The following is a 20,402-nucleotide window of genomic DNA, read 5'->3' on the forward strand; positions in this document are numbered from 1 at the left end:
CGAAACCACCACCTACACCCCCCGAGCTCGGCTTCAGGAAGAACTTCACCCCCTCGTACACAACGCCCCGCCGGCCAACCCGCTCAAAAACACCCGGAGCCGCCGCGGGCACGACCGATACCGCCTGACCGAACGCCACCTCAGGAGTACGGGCCACACCCTCCACAGCACCGCCAGGCGCAGTGGCTACTCCGGGCACCGGAGTTTCCGAACCGGCCACCGATTCCGGACGCTCCCGGCCCGCCGCCACATCTTCAGCCCCAGCCTCACCCGCGAATCCACTACCAGAATCCGGCACTTCCCCACGAAGGTCGCCCGGCGACCCACCGGACCGCTCGCCGATCCCCGCACCCGCAAACTCCGAATCCTCTGAATCCTCCGCATCCCCCCAACCCATCGCCGGCCGCCAAGCATCGACATCCGGAGTGAAAAGGTCCATGTCGTCATAGGGGTTGTCCCACCAAGGATCTCCGAGGTCCAGCGATCCCCCTACCCCCCCGAAATCAACGCCATCAAAGCCCGGAACAGCAGACCCAGAACCTGGCGAATCCTGTCGCACAGCAGGGGAAGACGGAGCATCACCGGACTCCCCCGCCGATCCACCGTCCACGGCACTACCAGAACCAGCCCCTATGCCAGCCGGGCCTTCCTGACCCTCTATCCCCAGACCGCCTGCATACAGGTTCTCTCCACCGGCCAGCTGCCCGGTTTGGTAGAGCTGCGCGATGCTCTCACCGATCTGCCGCAGCGTGCGCTTCCCCTGCGGATTCAGCTGCTGATGCAGCTCGGGCAACCGCCTCCGGAGCTCGGCCGCCTCCTCCGCGCCGAGCCGCACCTTCAGCGTCTTGAGCTCGGTGTGCACCTCCGCCCACAGCGTCTGCTCGTCGTGCGAGTCGAGCCGCGGCACGCCCCCGACCTGCGGCTCGGCCTGGTGGGGAGCCGGCGCCGAGGTTTCCGGCGAGGCACTGACCGGGTCCGCGTCCACCTCGCCCGAACCCGGCACCCAATCCATCAAATCGGGAGTAGAGAGGTTCACCTCATCGTCGGCATAGGAGTTCCACCAGGGATCGAAGTCCGGCGATTCCTCTGTCTCCATGAGAGCAGCGCCATCGAAGTCCGGAACAGCAGATCCAGCACCTGGCGAATCCTGTCGCACAGCGGGGGAAGACGGAGCATCGCCAGACTCCCCCACCGGTCCACCGTCCACGGCACTGCCAGAGCCAGCCCCTACACCGGCCCGGCGTTCCGGCTCCTCCGGCCTAGCCACGGCAACCGACCCGGGCGATCCCAGACGGAACGCCGTAAACCTGCCTATCTTGTCGGTTTTGATCAGCTGAGGGTTATTCGGGTCATCTTCGATCTTCTCACGCAAGCCCTCAAGAGCTCGCCTGAAAGTGATATTTTGGATGTTCTCGCCCCAGACCGCTTGAATCAGGTCGGTTCTCGTCACCCAGTTCCCCAGATTTCTGACGAGATGCTTCAAAAGCTTCCACTGCACGCCGGCCAGCAGCTCGATCGCTTTCTTGTCCTTACGGAGCTCGCCGCCGACCACATCGATCTTGAGATCTCCGACCTCCACCCACTTAACCGCGGCCTCCGACGCACCCAGTTCACGCGGCCCAAAACGCAAGACCGGGCCCTCATCCGTGTTAACCGGAATAATCAGCTGAGATTCCCCCGGATCGTCCTCAAGCTTGCGTTGGAGACTTCGGCGAACCTGGACGAAGCTGTTAATGGAACCCTGATCGCCCCAGAGCGCCTGGATGATCTCGGCTCTCGACACGCCAAGACCGTGATTGTTGGCGAAGAACATCAACATCTCGCGCTCGAGGCGGGACAGCCTGACCTGTTCCCCGTTCCTGCGGACCTCGCCACCGGCGGCCAGATCGATCTTCAGATCCCCGACCTCCAGCAACCGCACCCCGGCGAGGAACCTCCCCTCCTCCTCCAACACCAACACACCCCCCGGCGAATCCGGCCCATACCGGTGAACCACACCCCCCGCATCCACCAGCGTCACCGGCACACCACCCACACGCCCCACGACCTTCGCCATCGCAATGTTGAACTCACCACCACGAACCCGGTCGGCCACACGCGCACGGAACTCATCCACCGACGACACCCCGGCCGGCAGCTCCGCCGCCGCTATGTACCTTCCCACCCACTCATGCAACGCATCCACCGTGTCAAGCGCACCCGGCGCAGCAAAACCCAACGACATCACCAACGCCTCATCAAAACCACCACCCACCCCAAACCCCGAGGTCGGCTTCAGGAAGAACTTCACCCCCTCGAACACAACGCCCCGCCGGCCAACCCGCTCAAAAACACCCGGAGCCACCGCGGGCACGACCGATACCGCCTGACCGAACGGCACGTCAGGAATACGGGCCACACCCTCCACAGCACCACCAGGCGCACTGGCTACTCCGGGCACCGGAGTTTCCGAACCGGCCACCGATTCCGGACGCGCCCGGCCCGCCGCCACATCATCGGCCCCAGCCTCACCCGCGAATCCACTACCAGAAGCCGGCACTTCCCCACGAAGGTCGCCCGGCGACCCACCGGACCACTCGTCGCCCCCCGCACCCGCGAACTCCGCATCGACATCCAGAGTGGAAAGGTCCATGTCGTCATAGGAGTTGTCCCGCTGAGGATCTCCGAGGCCCGACGATCCCCCTACTCCCCCGAAATCAACGCCACTAAAGTCCGGAACAGCAGATCCAGCACCTGGCGAATCCTGTCGCACAGCGGGCGAACCAGAACCAGCCCCTACGCCGGCCGGGCCTTCCTGACCCTCAATACCAGCCCCTTCCGCCGACCCCGCCGACCCCGCCGACCCCGCCGACCCGAAAACATAGCCAAATTCATAACGACTGATGTGAACTGAATCGATCAGGCCGTCACCGATCTTTCGACGAAGGCGATGAAGGATCTCCTCGAACGTCGCATTGGAAACCGATTTTCCCCAGACCGCCTGCATCACCTCGGCTTTCCTCACGAATTTCCCGCGACGCTTGACGAAGTACTCCAACATTTGCCGCTCGCGCCCGGTCAGCTCGATCCGCTGCCCGCCCTTTTGGACCGTCCAGATCTCACCACCAACCAGATCGATCGTGAGATCTTGGATCCGCACCGACTGAACCGCGCCCGACGCATGCGGTTCACTCGGCCCAAGAAGCAACGCCGGGCCTGCATTTGTGCGGGTTGCGACAATCAGCTGAGATGCACCCGGAACGTCCTTGATCTCCTTACGGAGATTATTGAGGACTTTGGCATAACGATGCTTAGAGTTGCCCCAGACTGCCCGGATGATTTCGGCTCGCGGCACGGGATGACCGTGATTGTTGGCCAATACCATCAACATTCTGCGCTCAAACAAGGGCAGCCAAATCCGTTCCCCGTTCCTGCGGACCTCGCCACCGGCGGCCAGATCGATCTCCAGATCCCCGACCCGCAGCAACCGCACCCCGGCGAGGAACTTCCCTCCCTCATCCTCGACCACCAACACGCCCCCCGGCGAATCAGGCCCATACCGGCGGACCACACCATTCACACCCACCAGGGTGACCGGCACCAGATTCCACCCGACCACCATCGCCTTCCCGTGATCGACCCAGCCGCCACGAGCCCCATCCGCCAACAGGTCCTTGAAATTCTCCACCGACGACAACTCAGCCGGCACATCTTCCGCCGTCGCCCTCTCGGCCACAAACCCATTCAAGGCATTCACAGTGCCAGGCGCACCCTCCACTCCCGCAGCACGCAACGACTCCACCAACGCCTCATCGAACCCGGCCATCGGCTGCAGGAAGAAGTCCACACCCCCGAGAACGACACCCCGGCGACCAACCCGCTTGAAGACCTCCGAGGCCGCCGAAGAGGACGCCGTGGCCGCCGCGGACACCGCTGACGAACCGGCAGAGCCCTCCGCAACAACGCCTGAAACCTGCACCGAGGATGACCCGCCACCGGGCGCACCACCGGGCAGGGCCACCGGCCGCCCGAGCCGGAAGATCTCCTCAAAGGTCTCCCCACCGGCCAGCTGCCCGTTCCGGTAAATCTGCGCGATGCTCTCACCGATCTGCCGCAGCGTGCGCTTCCCCTGCGGATTCAGCTGCGGATTCAGCTGCCGATGCAGCTCGGGCAACCGCCTCCGCAGCTCGGCCGCCTCCTCCGCGCCGAGCCGCACCTTGAGCGTCTTGAGCTCGGTGTGCACCTCCGCCCACAGCGTCTGCTCGTCGTGCGAGTCAAGCCCCGGCACGCCCCCGACCTGCGGCTCGGCTGGATCCTGGGCCGGGGCGTCCTGTGCCTCAACGGTCGCGGCCCGGTAGGCCGACCAGGTGACCGCCGGGTTCGGGTACATCGTGCCGGGTTCGTCGTCGAGGCGCGCGCCGCGCAGCTCGGGAACGATCTGGCTGGTCAGCACCTCGTCCAGGTCCGCGCCGTACGTGATCGGCTCCGAGCCGTCGCGCCGCACCAGGAGCCAGTTCCCCGGACCGTCTCCGCGGACGGCCTGGACGGCGTGGTCCTGCCGTATGTCGTCGGAGCTGATCAGCAGGTCGTGCTTGATCCGCTGGGCGACGGCCGAGGCGAAGTCGACGTCCATCCCACCCATGACCAGCACGATGGGCCGGTCACCGAGGTCGTCGAAGCCGGTGAGGAGCTCGGCGAAACCGGCGACGCCGTGCCGTTCGACGACGAATGCCGGGTCGCCGTCGGCCTCGTCCCGCATCGCGTTCAGGACCACTTGCCCGGCGGCCGGGTCATAGTGTCCGGCGAGGATGTACCAGTCGCCGTAGCGGGGCAGGGCGAGGGCGGCGCGCAGCCGGTTCAGCTCCTCGGCGGCGGCCTCGCTGCCGCGCGGCGGGGCGACGGGCGGGACGTGCGGCAGGTAGCGGCGGCCGTCCAGGCCGGGGATGCCCTCCGATCCGGACAGCATCCGCTTGGCCAGTGCGGTCTCCGGGTCCAGCAGTACTTCCACCGAGTCGTCCATGCTGTACCAGAGCAGGGACTCGCCGGCTCCGTACCGGATGTCGCGGCGTTCGTTTACCGCGCTGATCCGCAGGCCGACCAGCACGCCGGCCTCCACGCGCAGGTAGTACGCGTGGCGCCGGAAGGCGATCGGCCGGACGAGCCGTTCGCCGGAGGTGAGCCCGTGGTCGTGGCTCTGCCCGAGCGAGACGGACGGCTCGACGGGCACCACCGGGTTGCCGCTCGGCGGGGCCAGCGCCGGTCCGCCGTCCAGGGAGGCGCTGAACGTCGTGCCCGCTGCGTCCAGCAGCTCGTTCTCGGCCTCGTGGAGCGTCTCGGAGGTCAGCCGGCCGTCGACCCAGCGGAGAGGCTTCGGGCCGTGCAGGCGGGTCTGGATGAACGCCTTGCCCCGCGCGTCGGTGGCCGGGCCGTCCTCCCGTACGAGCGGCGGGAAGGTGTGTCCGTCGTCGAGCGTCAGGTGGAAGCTGGTGATGAACTGGTGCCGGCTGAGCAGCGCCGCATACGCCTCCCACGGCATTCCCGTGGCGGTCATCAGGCTCCGCACCACGGCGGGCGCGTCGCTGCCGGGGTCCGTGCCGGAGAAGATCGCGATCGAGGCGTCGAACAGGGTCCGTAGCGCGAACGGGTCGATGCCGACCGGGACGACCGCACGGCGCAGGATGTCCGCCCGCCCGACCGCGAACGGCGTGAGTCCGGCGCCGGTCAGCACCTCCTCGGGCGTCGTGGCCGCGGTCAGCCGGCGCACCCGGTCGGCCACCGGCGCGAGGTTCGGCGGCCGGCCCGGCAGCATCGAGGCGGGGAACTGGACGCGTTCGACGATGTCCACGAAATCGGTCACGGCGACCGGCACGGGTTTGTTGGGATCGAAGAAGAACGCCAGCCCCGAGTCCGCCAGTCCGAGCGTGAGCACCTGGAATGGCTTGGACGCGTTGTAGCCACGGTAGAGGATCGCGATGATCCGTAGCCTGCCGGTGTAGGCGTGCGTGTCGCCGAGGACCGTCAGCACGTCGCGGGTGCGGAGGATCTCGCCCCGCCCGATCGTCGCCTGCTCGTAGTGGTCGCCCTCGGCCGTGCCTTCGAGGTACGTGCCGCTGACCGCCCGGCCGGTGGCGGGGATCCGGGTGCTACCGAAGTTCGCGCCCACGCTGTGCGCCGAGGTCGTGCCGCGCCGGCCGACCTGGCGCTGGGTGTTGATCCGGTACAGCGCGAAGTCGCGGGCGCGGGTGTCGCCGTACTCGTACTCGTGCTCCTCCAGCGCTTCCGCGCGCAGGACGAGGGTGAACTGTTTGCCGGCGCCGGGCAGCGAACGGGCCAGGTGGAGGATCAGGCCGGGGCCCAGGAGGGTGTCGCGGTGCCCGAGCAGCGCGGCGTTCTGCAGGAGCGACTGCAGGGTGGTCGGCACACCCGAGCGCACCGCCCTCGGTTCGCCGTTCACGATGCGCCACTGCCGGTACAGCAGCTGTTCGTCGACCGCGCGCAGAACGCCCCGGACCATGGTCAGCACGGGGTTCGGGCCGTCGGGCGTGTGGTCCGGCTGCGGCCACTCCATACGGTCGGAGGCGGCCGCCAGCGGTAGCCGCTCCAGGGACAGCCATTTCGGCACGCCGAGGGGACGCTCGATCGGCGGCTGAGGCGCCGGCCGCAGCAGGGAGACGCCGCCGACGACGAGCATTTGCACTCGATCGGTCCTGGGCGACCAGCTACCGAGGGCGTTCGCGCTCCAGCTCGTCACCGTGACGTCCCACAGCATCGTGCCGCGGTGCGGCCGGTACTCGCGGTTCTCCTGGGTGAGCCAGCGGCCGGACAGCACCTCGTTGGAGTCGATGTTCGTCGGGGTGACGTTGCGCAGCGTCCAGCTCCCGGACGGGCCGCCGTCCTCGGACTCGCCGGCCAGGTCGGCGCCACCGGACAGGACATGGGACGTGGAGCGCCGGCCGGTGAAGATCACCGCCGGTTCGGAGTCGGCCTGGGCGGCCTCGCGCATGCCGACCTCACCGACCTGGGGACGCAGCCGGAGCACCGTGCCGCGCAGCGAGACCACCGCGTGCCGGTTCCCGACCGACCCGCTGTGCCTGATCCCGAACGTGTGCACGGTCGGGCCGCCCCACAGCATCCGTCCGAGGATCTGGTCCTCGTTGATCGCCACGTCCAGCGTGTCGTGGTAGGTCTCGGGCGGAATCCCGGCGGCCTCCAGCAGCTCACCGGTCGCCTGCCCCAGCTCTCTGACGCCGAGGACCTCCATGGGCTGGTCGTCGGGCCGCAGGCGCTCGGGTTCCCCGGCGGCCCATCCCCACAGGTCCTGGGCGGTCACCGGCGCGACGGGCGGCTGCCGTCGCAGCGCCCGGCCCAGGTCGGGGACCGGCGAGCGTGGGATCGAATGACCGCCGGTCAACGGACTGAGCCCCTCCGGGACCAGGTAGCGGATGAGCCCGGGCCAGTCGTCGTGGCGGCGGATCGTACGGGTCGGGAGGCCCTGCGGCGGCGTGCCGGTGATGAGACCGACGGACTGGCGGGCGGCACCGGCGGCCAGCCCGGCGAGCGTGCCACCGGACGCGGCCTCCGGCTCGAAGGTCAGCTCGACGTCGAGGTGATAGCGGGTACCGAACAGGAAGGCACGGAGCGGGCCCTCGTAGATGAAGCCGAGTGAGGACCACACACCGGAACGCGCGGTCAGCGCGGCCGAGTGGGCTCGGGCGTAGCTGAACTGCGCGGGGAAGCTCAGCCTGCGCAGGGCGCTGTGCAGGGGGCTCAGTTTGAGCTGACCACCGCCGCGGTAGCCGAGCTGGTCCGCCACCTGCTCGGTCGCGCCCAGGTCGTCGTAATAGATCGGGCTGTGGTCGATGCGGCCCTTCTCCAGCCGGGCGCCGGTCCAGTCCTCGCCCTGCTGCGACCGCACCCATACCTTGAGCCGCACCCGGCCGCCGGGCGCCTGGTAGAGCCGGGTGAACGGCACCCGGTGGCTGATGAGCTGACTCGTGTACGGCAGGGCGGTGGTGACCGAGAATCTTTGGTTGATCGCCCGTTCGAGCCGGTGTCGCTGTCGTGCGGTGAGACGCGGGGCGAAGCTCGTCAGTTGCGGGTCGCCGAACGCCTGGTCGATCAGCTCCATCGCCCGGGGCACGACCTTCTCGAACCCGCCGAGCATGTCGGGGACCGACGGTCCGCGGCTGCGGCCCTTCAGGATGCCGAGCGGTGGCATGCGGTCGGTCAGGTGAGGGCCGTCGGCAGGCAGGATCATCCGGCCGTCGTCCCCGAGCCGGTCCAGGGCCACGCCCGAGAGCACGTCGTTCAGCTCCCGCTCGAACCGGTCCGCCTCGCGTTCCGGCACCCAGACGTGCCCGGTCATCGCGAACCGCGCGGGCCGTGCCGCCGCCGGCCGGGAGGAGCGGATGTCGACCTCGAGGGCCATCGTGAGCCGGTAGATCCGCCGGCCGGAGGTATAGCCGACGGTGTGCCAGTCGCCGGCGCCCATCGAGGCCGCCAGGCTGCGGGTGGCCGATCCGGACGCCTTGGCGCCGCCGGTCGGGCCGATCTGCACCGGCGTGTCCCGCACGGTGAACGTCGGCAGCGACAGCTTCAGGGTCAGGTCCGAGGTGACACCACCGCTCATCGAACTCGACTCGCCCGACCAGAACAGGTGCCGCGCGTCCTGCTGAACGTATCCCTCGGCGGTGTCGACCTGCCGGAAGGCCGTCATCCGGCCCCGCAGCCGGAAGGCCGCCCAGTCCTCGGTGCCCTGGTTCACCCGGAACTCTTCGGACAGGTAACCGTAGCCCAGGACGTCCTTGTGCACCCGGAACAGCGCGGACTCGGTGAACAGCTCGGTCACCGCGGAGATGAAGGCGGCGTCGGCGTCGGGGAAGCGGAGTGCGATCCGCGCGGCGACGGCCTCCGGACCCCGGTCCACGACGAACGACTCGCCGATCGGGGTCACCCGCCAGAGCACGCCGTGGAACTCTTCGGCCATCGTCGCGGGGGCCTCGTCGGGCAGCGCGCGCTCCGGGCCGAAGGCCGGCGGTGCGTCCTCCTCCGGCGGGGACTCGTCCTCGGCGAAGGCCAGGAGCACGTCGACCGGCCGTACGACGGTCTCCCTCCCGGCCTCGCCGGGGAACGTCACGGACACGCGGCTGCCGCTCGCCGGGTCGTCGTGGTTCGCGGGGAGCTCGAAGTAGGCGTACTGCTCGCGCCAGCTCTGTTGGACCGTCTGGATGACCGCACCCTCGTACGCGCCGAAGCCCCGCGAGCCACGGCCGGTGACGGTGGGCATGACGCCGACGCCCGGCAGGATGTTCCAGCCGGTCGTGATGGAGATCGGGCCGTCGCCCGTCGACTCCGGCGCGATCGACCGGTTGTCGTTGACGTCGGTGAAGGTGGACGGCTTGACGATCTGCGGAAGGTCCAGGGCCTGCGACGGGCGCGCGCCGATCTGTACCGACTGCACCTCCTGCGGACGGCGGTAGCGCGGGCCGTGCTCGCCGATCAGCGGCCCCAGGGCCAGCCGTACCATCACCGGCCCCTTCGGCGTCGGCACCCGTATCCCGGTCGGTGACGCCAGCCGGCGCCACGCCTCCTTGCTGCCCAGACGGGTGAAGGCGGCGACGACACCGTCCTCTACCGGCCCCCGCAGCTCCGCGGGCAGCGGCTCGGCGATCCACGCGGCCAGCTGCCGGTCCTCGCCCAGCCGCACGTCACCGACCCGGGAGACGTGTCCCCACTCGCCCCACGGCAGGGCCCACCGGTCGACTCCACGACGGGCGTTCTCCTCCGCCGCGTACCGGATCCGTCCGGGCAGCCGCCGGACGAGCGGTCGCGGCGCGGCCTCGGTGCCCGGTTCCGTATGGCCCTCGGGGTCCGGGCTCGGTTCCGGCGTCGCCAGGCGCGCGGCTTCGGACCGGATCGCCAGCAACTCCTGTACGGCCGCCGGGCCGGTGTCCGGTGTGCGGTTCTCCAGCGTCTGGCGGAGGGCCTCGGCGGCGTCCGCGTCCCGGAGCGGACCGGCCAGCTCGGTCCTGACCTGGTCTTCGAGGCTGTGCACAGCGGCGGCGTGGATCTCGGCGATCCGTTCGTCGACCTCCCGCAGGGCGTCCCGCAGCCGGTCGACGCGTACGCGCTGGTTCGGCCGCCACGGAGCGTCGGCGAGCGCGCGCAGCCGCCCCAGCCGCTCCTCCAGCTCGGTGCGGTGTGCGGCGGCCGCGTCCGCGCCGATCAGCGAGAACGACAGTTCGAGCTGGGCCACCGCCAGGCCGGCCTCGCTCAACAGGGCCGCGGCCTCCGAGCGTGACACTTCGGCGGCGTCCTGCCAGACCGTACGGAGCCCGGCGACCGTCAACGGCACCGAGCCGAACGCCTCGGCGACCAGGGCGGCGACCATCCGCACGTCGTCGGCGGTCGGATACTCGAGCGGCCCGTAGCCACCGAACGAGTGGATCAGCTCGCGCAGGTCGGAGATCCTGACCTCGTCCCCGGGCTCCCGGCGGGGCCGCTGCAGGACGTCGGCCAGCGTTGCCGGGTCGGCCCGCATCGCGTCGGCGAGCCGCCGGGCGTTCCGCAGCTGGTCGAGGGTGAAGCCGGGGCCGTGCACGTCCAGCGCGAGCCTGGCCGCCGAGAGGAGCCCCGGCAGGTCCGCCGGCAGGACCGCGCTCACCGCGTCGGTGACCGCGTTCGGCTGCCAGCCGCGGTTCACCCGGGTGGCCAGGGCGATCCAGTCCGGGCGGGCGTTCGGATCCTGCTCCGCCCCGGCCAGCCGCAGCAGTTCGCGCATCGCGACGGCGTGTGACGAGGTGAACCGGTACGTGCCGGGCAGCCGGAACTCGGTGCGCGCCCTGGCGTACGCCTCGGCGACCTCGCTTCGCGACGCATGCTGCTCCAACGCCGCCACCGTCAACCGGTGACCGTTCCGCGCGACCGCCTCCGCCGCCCCCATCAGGGCCACCACCTGAGCAGCGGTCACCCGGTCCGCCGTCGCATCGAGCGTCCCCCGCACGAGCGGCAGCAGATCCTCGACCGTGACCGGCCCGGCCAGCTCCGCGGCCTCCTCCGGCCACGTCGCGCGGAACAACGCAACCAACTCCATAAGGCGCCCCTGCGGGTCACCAACGGCCGAAACCGCACCGAAACCCGCCTGCAGCTCCTCGAAAAGTCCCTCCACCTCCCACTGACGGAACAGGGCATCGGCGGTGAGCTCGCCCTCCGGCCCCACCGTCGTACGTTGGGCGAGCTCCACCAGATCCCAGACACTCCAGTCGTGGTCCTCCCCGAACAGACCGACCAGCAGCGGCTCCAGATCCTCCTCCCCCCGCACCTCTGCGATGGAGAACTCACTCCGCGCCATCGCCACGATCCGCCCCAACGCGGTGTCGGCATCAACCCGGGGCCTGACCACACCAGACGCGACCGGGTCTTCCTCATACCGCACCCACTCAGGCGCTCCACCCCGAAGCCCACCCCTGTGCGGCAAGGGATCTGAATGATCCGCGACCGACCCATCCGACACCGTACTGATGCCAAGATCGCCAGCCGGAAGAATCTCATCGTGATCCGGCCCCGCAGTGCCGGTCTGCCCGCCCGGGCCGGCTTGCCCGCCGCGGTCCGGGGAATTGCTGTATCGGACGGGGCCGTAGATGTAAACTTCCCCGAGATCTGAGATCTCGTCAAAAGGTGGACGGAGGACCTCATTCTCTAGGCGAACGAGTCCTTCCCCGCCTCCTGTGACCACATCCTCGAAATTCCTAAGATCCTCGGGGTTCGGACCGTATAGGATCACCCTGCCCTCAGGTTTCTTAAGAACGCGCAGTATTTCTCTCGCAGTCCCCCTGGTTATCGGCGCGCCCATCAAGGTTACGACGAGGACACTGTCGTCCGAGAGCGGGAAGACCGGGTTGTCGTAATCTTCTACGGGGACAAGATTAGGGATCGTTTTTCCCCGATCCGGACCATTGCTGATCTTCTGCTCGCGCTCACTGTTCTTAAAGTTTACGTTATACGCCCCCTTGAAGCCTGTTCTAATCTTGCCCCCTTCCATGTCGATTAGCCCCTCGCCCCATACGTCCAAGTGGGGAATGACGTCGAGCTCCCTGTAGTCCTTCACCTGCGCATTGGATGCGCTCTGGAGCTCAGCATTCCGCTGCGCGGCGAAGGCCAGGGACGCGGGGGGACTGGCCGGCCGGGTGGGGTCCGGCGTGGCCGGCGCGTGGCCAGGTGCGGTCCTCGGAGTTGATGTCAGGGAAGCCAGGGGAATGTCAACCCACGGGGTGATGCCCGCCGGTGCGATCGCTTCGGTGGTGGCGTGGAAGGTAGCGGGGGCAATGGGTGGCGTAGCCGCGGGGTGGGCAGGACCCAAGCCGGTTGTCAGCGGGTAGTCGGCCGGCTGGCCGGTCAGCCGACCGCTGGTCAGATTTTGCGGGTGGAATTGCGCTGCTGACACCGGGTCAGCAGACTGAGCCAGCAACAAGCCGGCCATCATTCCCATGCGACGGAGCCGAAGCGTTCCCGCCCGATAAGTGCCTGGTAGGCCAGCGGTATCGACGGGGTTGCCACCAGCGGCGTGAGTGTCCAGGTCCGCCCGCGTGACTCTCCCTCGGGAGGCGGTGGCAGGGGCCCAGTAAATGGTCCGTTTCTGCCGGGGCATGCCAGTGCCGGAATCGGTGGCCTCGGCCGCGATTTGGGCGTCCGATTTCGATTCGGGTCCGGCCTCCTTGCCGGACCCGCCACCGGCCAGCCCCGCTACTCGACCTGCGCCGCCGGCCTGCCGGTCCATCAGGATCTCCGCGACCCGCGCACCAACGGACTGCGGCGGTCCCTGCTTCTGGTACGGATTCAGCCGGCCGTACGCCTCCACCACTTCCTGGTGGCCATACTCCTCCACCACGACCAGCGGATCGACGGATCGCTCGGACGGTTTCAGTGTCCTGGCCATCCCCCTGAGCAGATCCAGCAGGCGCTGTCGATCCAGCTCCAGTTTCGACGCCAGCGCCTCCACCGGATCGTCGCCCAGCCCGACCTGCGATCCATCGATCGCTCCCGCCGGAAGAATCTCGTCGTGGCCCGGCCCGGAGGCCTTCGCCGGCGTCTGAGCATCCGGAGCCGGCATCTGCTCGGCGACGGGCGCAGGAGCCTGTTCGCCGGCCTCGCGAAGATGCGGGGGGATCAGGTCGTCGAGGAGGTCATCGTCGAAGACGCCATCACTCGGGTCGAAGACCTCGTCGACCCAGGCGTCCAGATCCGCCGCCTCACTGGCCAGGACCCGCTCAGGCACCTCGAAGCCCGAGTCATCACCGAGGCCGGCCCAGCGCCATGCCAGCAGGATGTCGTACAGCGGCTGGGACCTGACCAGGCCCCAGGACATCACCGCGACGAGGAACGGTAGGGCTTTCTCTTGCGGGAACCCGAGCTTCCGGTAGACGCGGAACATCCACTCGATCTCGTCCGGCGGCTCGGAGCGGACGCGGTAGCCGCGGACATCGCGCATCTCGGCGAGCCACTCATCGTCGCGCGCATCCCGATCGTGGGGAGTCTCGTTCCAGAACTCGGTCAGGGTCCCCTGGTGGTAATGGACCGCCTCAAAGAAGGCGACCATGACCTGGTCGAGATCCCACTCGAGTCGATCGTCGAGCAGCCGTGCCAGCCACTCCTTCGGCAACTTCTTGAATCCGGCCGTGGCCTTCTCCGTGCCGAGACGGAAGTCGAGCAGCGTGAGCAGCCGTGCGGTGGCCTCCCGCGCGGTTCGGGAGACTGCCGGTTCCTCCGCTATCCCCGCGACGGCTCGTTCGTACGCCTCCTGCGCCGAATCCCAGGAGGAGCGACCGTAGAGATGCCCGAAACGGACCGGTGTCTCGGGCGAGACGTCGGTAGCCGCGAGTCGGGGTCCGTAACCGCGTACGCCGATCCAGCGCGGCCAGTTCGGCGGCGGAGATGGTACCGGTGACGCCTCTACCGCTGCGATCTCGGCCGACGCGATCGCCCGGCCGGGTTCCGCCTCCAAGGACGGCCGGCGGAGCACCTCGCCTCGTTCTTCTTCACTGAGTTGCCTGCCGTCCTGCGCGCGGGGGAAGAGGGCTCGCTCCACCTCCTTGTAGTGATCGCGATCGCCGAGCACGGCATGGAGCAAGCCGTCGAGGCGCTGACGGGTTTTGGGCGTATCGGACAGCGGGCTGGGGCCTTCCAGCCCGTCCATCAGCCTGCGTGCCGCGACCTCGGTCGGCGCTTTCTCCTCCCGCAGCTCCCGCAGGATCTTTTCGGCGCGCTGGACGTAGCGTTCTTGCCGCGTCGCCACCGCGTGCTCGATCAGCTGCCCGGACCAATGACGCGCGACCGCGTCGACGTCGCGCAGCGTGGACCGCTGCGGCCACATCGGTCCCTCGTACATGTGTGCGTCCGTGATGGCGGCGACCACCCTGCCCACCGGATGGGGCAGCTCGTTCACGAACACCCAGTCGGCCGGGGCCTTGGCCAGCTCCTCCCACAGGCGGGTCCGGATCTTGTCCAAGGGGCCGGTCAGGAAGAGGTTCCGGGGATTTTCGGGATCGACCCCGATGTGCCGCAGCCATTCACCGGCCGTCAGCGGTCCCCTCCCGAGCGACGGGTCGACGACGATCCATTCGGTCTGTCCACCCTCCATGAGGGTCCACACCACGTCATGGATGTGGTAGCGCCAGCGGCCATATAGCTCGCTCTGCGGCCCCAACGCCGCCTCTTCCGTGCGCTCCCGAAAGACGGCGATCTTCCCCGCGGGCGCGCCCCCTTGCAGCAACTGCAGCACGCCCAGATGAGCCCGCAGGTAACAGCCCCCATCCAAGTGATCATGGGGTACGCGGACGTCACCGTATTTGTCGTGATGGAACCGCAGCTCGGTGAGCAGGTCGTACCAGCGCTCGACCTGGGCGTAAGAGACCGGCTCCGGCCGGGGCTCGGCGAACAGGCTCCTGGCAGCAACCGTGCCAGGCCAGATCTGCTCCCAGCGGTGCCGCGACTCACCGCCGCCCTGACGCTGCCACACGTCGGAGATGTGCGACTCGATCGACTTGCGGTACCGGGCCTGGTACGCCTCCTCGACGGCCCAGGCCTGCTGGAGGTTCCCGTCGAGTGAGCGCAGCAGGTCGAACGCCCCCTCCGCGTCCTCCCGCACGGTCAGCGTCTCGTGCAGATTCTGGACGAAGGCCTCGACTCCCCGCAGTTCCGCCGGGCGTACCTCCGGGGTGAACGGGATGGGTCCCGGAGACGAGACGCCGAGGTCGGCATGGGAGAGCAGGCCGAGTTGCCACATGACATCCTTGACCAGGGCGTCCGACGCGCGCCCCTCCGCCACCGCGTAGTTGATCGCCGCGAAGAGTGACATCCCCTCGGCCGCTGCGCGGAAGGCGCTCTCCAGCGACTCGGGGGTCCGCTCGTCGAAGAGGGATCGGCGAAGACGCAGTTGTCGCAGGACCTCTGAGTGATCCACCGGATCCGCGGCCAGCAGGGCGGCGAGGCGGTCGGCGTACTCCGCCTCGGGCGGCCCGGCGAGCCGGGCGGTGACCGGCGCGGCCGGAGCGAGGTGATCGGTGAGCGAGACACGGACCGCCGCCGACTCGCCCCCGGATCCGGCCGGCTTCAGATAGACGCCCGACCGGTCCGCGATCAGCGTGTAGCGCTCCAGCCCGAACGGCCCGCCAAGACCGTCGCGCACCTCCTCGGCGTTGACGACCGTCCCGATCCAGCCGCTGTCCCCGCGCAGCAGCATCCCCTCCGGCTCATGGAAGAAATCACCACCCAGCCGTCTCCACCCCTCCGGAGACAGCCACCGGCCGTCAGGAAGTGAGATCGCCCCCGTCTCGTCGATGGCATAACCCCAGCTCCCGGAGCGCGACGTGAACGCCCGGGAGACGACGACCGCCTCACCCACCACCGGCACCTCGTCGGCCGGCGCGAACTGCAGACCACCCTCGCGCCGCTCACCGACCGTCACCGCCCGCCCGATCGGCCAACCCGCCGCGACCGGGTCCAACCCCGCATCCGGCGCTCCCCCGCGGGTACGGACCGGCGTCCCTTCGACCGTGTCCACGTCCATGTCCGACCCGTCGTGACCGGACTCATCGACCGACACCGGCTCGGAGCCGGATTCATCGTCGGAGTACGACTGCAACTCCAGTTCAACGACGAGTCCGTCCGGATTCAAGTCGGGACGAGGGTGAACCTCGGCGACGTCGAACGTGCCGCCGTCCAGCACGTAATACAGCTCGCCTTGACCGGTGCGCTCACCGAACCGGCCCGAAGCCCGCACCTCCACATGGTCTGGCACCGGGATCAACTCCACCCGGCCGGGCCCCTCCCCCCGCTCGACGTGGGCCAGAGCCTCCTCGGCCGAGCCCCAGACCCGCCAGACGGGAGGCGCCGCGACCTCGGCATCCGCTCCGGTGGCGGAGAGCGGCTCAGTTCCCGGCCGCCACCGCGCCGCCCAGAACCCTGCGTCCTCCTCCGCCACGCGCGGAAGACGGGCGACCGCCCGCCGAGCGACCTCCCACTGCAGGTCGGCCAGCTCATCGGTGCCATCGGCCGGCAGCCGCTCGATGGCCAGCAGGGCGGCGGCCTCTCGCGGCGTGAGGCGCTCCGCTCCGGCGGCCTCCGCGACGTCTCTGGTGACGGTGGGCTTGACCATGCGGTCGTACATCAGCAGATGCGGCGGCCGGGGCATCACCGCCTGTGGGCCCGTCATGCCAGGAGGCGACGGGAACGCCCGGCTGACCCATTCGCCGAGCTCTGCGCCCTCGCCGTGCAGCGCCGAGCGCACCGACGCGCCGCCATACCCGGCCCGCTGCCAGGCGAGGACGATGTCGAAGAGCGAGTCGCCGGCAGGCGCCCGCCAGGCGATCATCGCCGCGAGGATCCCCCGGCCGTCATCAGACTGCGGCATCACCTCCCGGTACGTCGAGAACACCAGTTCAACGCCGTCGGGCGGCGCGGCGGCCGGACGGTAGCCGCGCGCCCGCATCCGCTCACGCCACCACTCGCTGTACGGCCCGGCTTCGCGGGCCGACAGGCCGCTCAGCCCCGTCTCGGCACCACGCCGCGCCGCAGCGGACAAGGCGGTCATCGTCTCGTCCAAGCCCCACGTCGAGGTCCCGGAAAGCAGGGATTTGATCTCCTCCATCACGGCGTCCGGTGACAGCTCGCCTGTGAAGGTTCGGGCCTTGCGGGTGAAGGCGTCGAGCAGCTGGGTCACAGCGTGACGCGCGACAAGAAGCCCGGTCTGACTGAACCGCTTCGCGAGCTCCCTTCCGTAGGCCTGGCTGAGGCCAGGCCACCGCGGGTCCCGGTAGATGGCACCGAAACGCACGGACGGCTCGGGCAGTCCCTCGCCCCGCGGCGGCGCCAGCCGCCTCGCCTCCGCCCGGGCGGCCTCGAGCTCCGCGTTGATGGCCACGCGATCGTCGTCCGAAGGGTGATTCAGCCGCTCCGCCCTGGGGTAGAGCCGCCGCACCCCATCCCCGAGGTCCTGCTGGTTCTGCCGCGACTGCGACGCCGTGGTCCTCTGCGCGCGGGCGGCCTCCTGTTGTCCGTAGTAACGCGCCTCGACAACGGCCTTGGCCACCCCGCCGCTGGTGTCAAGTCTCGAGAGCACGGTCATACCGATGAAATCTGTCAGCTTGACACTTCTGTCACCGACAAGACCAGCGTTCAAAAAACGCTCTGGTGAAACCTCGTCACCGTCTTCCGCGAACGACACCAAATTCCCGTCCGGACGCGGCTCACCCTGGTGCTCGACGAAACGGTCGTCGTAGTCGGGAATCCTGTTCAGAAGCGTTCGCTCGAAGATCTCAAGGAACGCGGCCCGATCTTCGACCAGGAACCCTCGCGCCCGCTCGGGAAGTGAAGCGAACAAGACGGCGGGGTCATGTCGCACCAGGACGGCGGCATGGGCCTTCGTAATGGAATAATGCACGAACTGGGTGAGATAGGTCGCCGCATGCACGTAAAGCGCGCCGACATGGAACCGCAACTCCTGCAGCGCCAGGTCGGGTATATCAAGGAACCGATACATGACCTGCGGGTCCTCGACGATATAGCCGAGGAGTTCCTGAGAAAGGAAGCGGGCGGCGATCTGGTCGGCGAATGCCAAGGCATCATCCAGATGGTCACCGGCGAAAAATCCGGTGCGCCCGTCACGCCAGGTTTTCGCGCGTACCTGCTTCAGGTAATCATGCCCCACGGCGAGGGGAACACCCTCGCTGTAGTGATCACGAGCACCGGATGGCGCGCCGACCGGCGGCGGCCCGATGAGCGCACCCTCCCCCTCTTCCGTCAGCGACCATCCCGGTCCGAGAACCTTGAGGAGAGGGATGGTCGGAGCGGCGCCAGGGCTTCCGGGAATGTTGTCCAACGAATCCTCAGTACGCGCCTCCACCTCGTACATGAGGTCCCGGTCGACGTAGCTTTCTCCCGGGAGCTCTCCCACCACGCCGTAGACCAGCTCAGGGATCCCTACGATCTTGCGTTCGCCGGTGCCGCCTGAGGACCTCGCCCTATCCTCGTTGGTGTAGTAACGGCCACCGAGACCTAGATAGACCTTCTTGGTCTCGAGGACGAGTTGCGCACCATGCGGCCCATTCGCCAACACCATCCCGTTGAATTCAAGAAGACCGTCTTCGAGGTTCTCTCGGGCGGCTTCGGCCTCCAAGTACGGGACCGAAAGGAGGTTCCAGTACTCCTTTTCCTTGCCGGACCCCTTGCCCGGCGGATCCATTCGCCCGAATATATGGAGCCGGGCGATCAGGTCACCCGCGGTCTCCAGCGGAGTCCGCTTCAACGACGAATACAGCTCGAGATACTTTCGCACCACTCCTTCTTGGTCGAGCGGGCGGGAAGGCCATTCTCCCTTCCGGTCCCACTGGCGACCAGGCCACTCCATGCCCGCAGGGCGACCTGACCAATTGCGCTTCTGCACTTCGGTTCGGTACCCGTAGTGCAGAAGCCACCGACCGAAATCGTCGAGCGCCACCTCTCCCGATACGGACGACAGACTGTCCTCCGGCCCCACCTCAGTCGCCTCGGTCGCCTCGGTCGCCTCGGGCGGCCCGGCGGGCCGGGCGGTGGCCGCTCCGTCGCCCTCCAGGTCTGCCCAGCGGACGCGCTTGCCACCGGACGCGGCCCGTGACGACGTCGAACCGTCACCCGGGCGGGATCCCTGATTGCGAGCGATGCCGGCGCCGTCCATGCCGGACGGGTCGGCGGCCGGACCATTGCCGTGATCCGCCACAGCACCGGTTCCCTCAGCGGCGGAGCCGTCGCTCACGCTGGTCGAGTCGGCCGGCGGCTGCCAGGTGCGCGGCCTGCCGTCCTCCGCCGGTGTCGGCGCATCCTCGGTCGAAGAATTCTCGGTCGAAGAATTTTCGGCCGCGGGACCGGCTGCCTTCGGCGCGGATCCGTCGTCGGCGCCCGTCGGGCCGGCCGGTGAGCGCCAGGAGACGAGCGGATGCCCGGACTCCGCTTCGGCCGCCTCGCCGCTGGTCAGTAGGGACCTGGCATCCGGAAGGGCCGGGCCCAGGTCGGTGACGCCGCCGTCCGGCCCGTAGGTGTGCCAGCCGTCGTACCACTCCCTGATCAATCGCGGCGTGCCGTCCGGCGCGAGCTCGAGCCGCCCTGCGACCAGGTCAAGCTCGAGCCGCCCTTCGACCAGGTCACCGGACGGCAACGGGACGAAGCCACCCCACGGCGCGGTCACCGGGGCGCCGAGAATACGCGCGACGGCCGGAGCGAACGAACGCGCGTCCCCGGCCAGGAGGACGACGGGCAGACCCGGCTCGTAGCCGGGCTGGTCCCGGAGCCACTCCGCGAACTCGGCCGGACTCATCGCACGCGGCCGGCCGGTGATGGAGATCGTGGTGTCGGTCGGATGAACTGTTCCCACTACGACGATCCGATCGCCGTCCACCGCAGGCTGCGTCCCCGGAGATGCCGGCGTAGCCCGGTCGCTCGACCCCGAAGACGCAACGGGTGCCGACTGCCGATTCGCACGCGACGGCCCAGGCGTGGGCCGTTCCTCCTCCGGCTGCTCAGTCCTCGAGGCGCCGTTGCTCGTCGCACCGTCGTCGATGGACGTTCCGGTGCCGCTCTGGGTCTGCGTCCGGGAGCCGTCGGTCCTCGACGGCAGCACACGCGACCCCGCGCCCCTGCCCGAGGCGGAAGCCGGCCGCGGGTCCAGAACTTCCTGCCCCGCAGCCTTCGCAACCTCCTTGGCTTTAGCGAGGTCTTCTTTGGCTTTGTCGAGTCTTTGTTCTGCCGCCTTGACGGGTTCAGGCGAGATCCGACGCGGCGGACGTTTTTCCAGATGGGCTTTAGCGACCTGCTCAGCCGCCTTCATCGCCTGATCGCGGACATCTCCAGCCGTCTTATGACCCTCAACACCGGCGTTCTCACGAATGGCTCGCGCG

General features: G+C 68.8%; 1 protein-coding gene (only partly in view). It reads right to left on the reverse strand.

Annotated elements, in window-relative coordinates:
• Nucleotides 1-19,903 carry the beginning of a winged helix-turn-helix domain-containing protein gene (locus NE234_RS40040; protein ID WP_252786362.1) on the reverse strand. Its footprint begins 26,147 nt before the window's first position, so the window shows 19,903 of its 46,050 coding nt (coding positions 1-19,903); it begins with the start codon at nucleotides 19,901-19,903; its stop codon lies off the left edge, out of view.
• Nucleotides 19,904-20,402: the final 499 nt, after the last annotated feature.

It is taken from the genome of Actinoallomurus rhizosphaericola (assembly GCF_024055675.1).
GTDB classification, from domain to species: Bacteria; Actinomycetota; Actinomycetes; order Streptosporangiales; family Streptosporangiaceae; genus Actinoallomurus; species Actinoallomurus soli.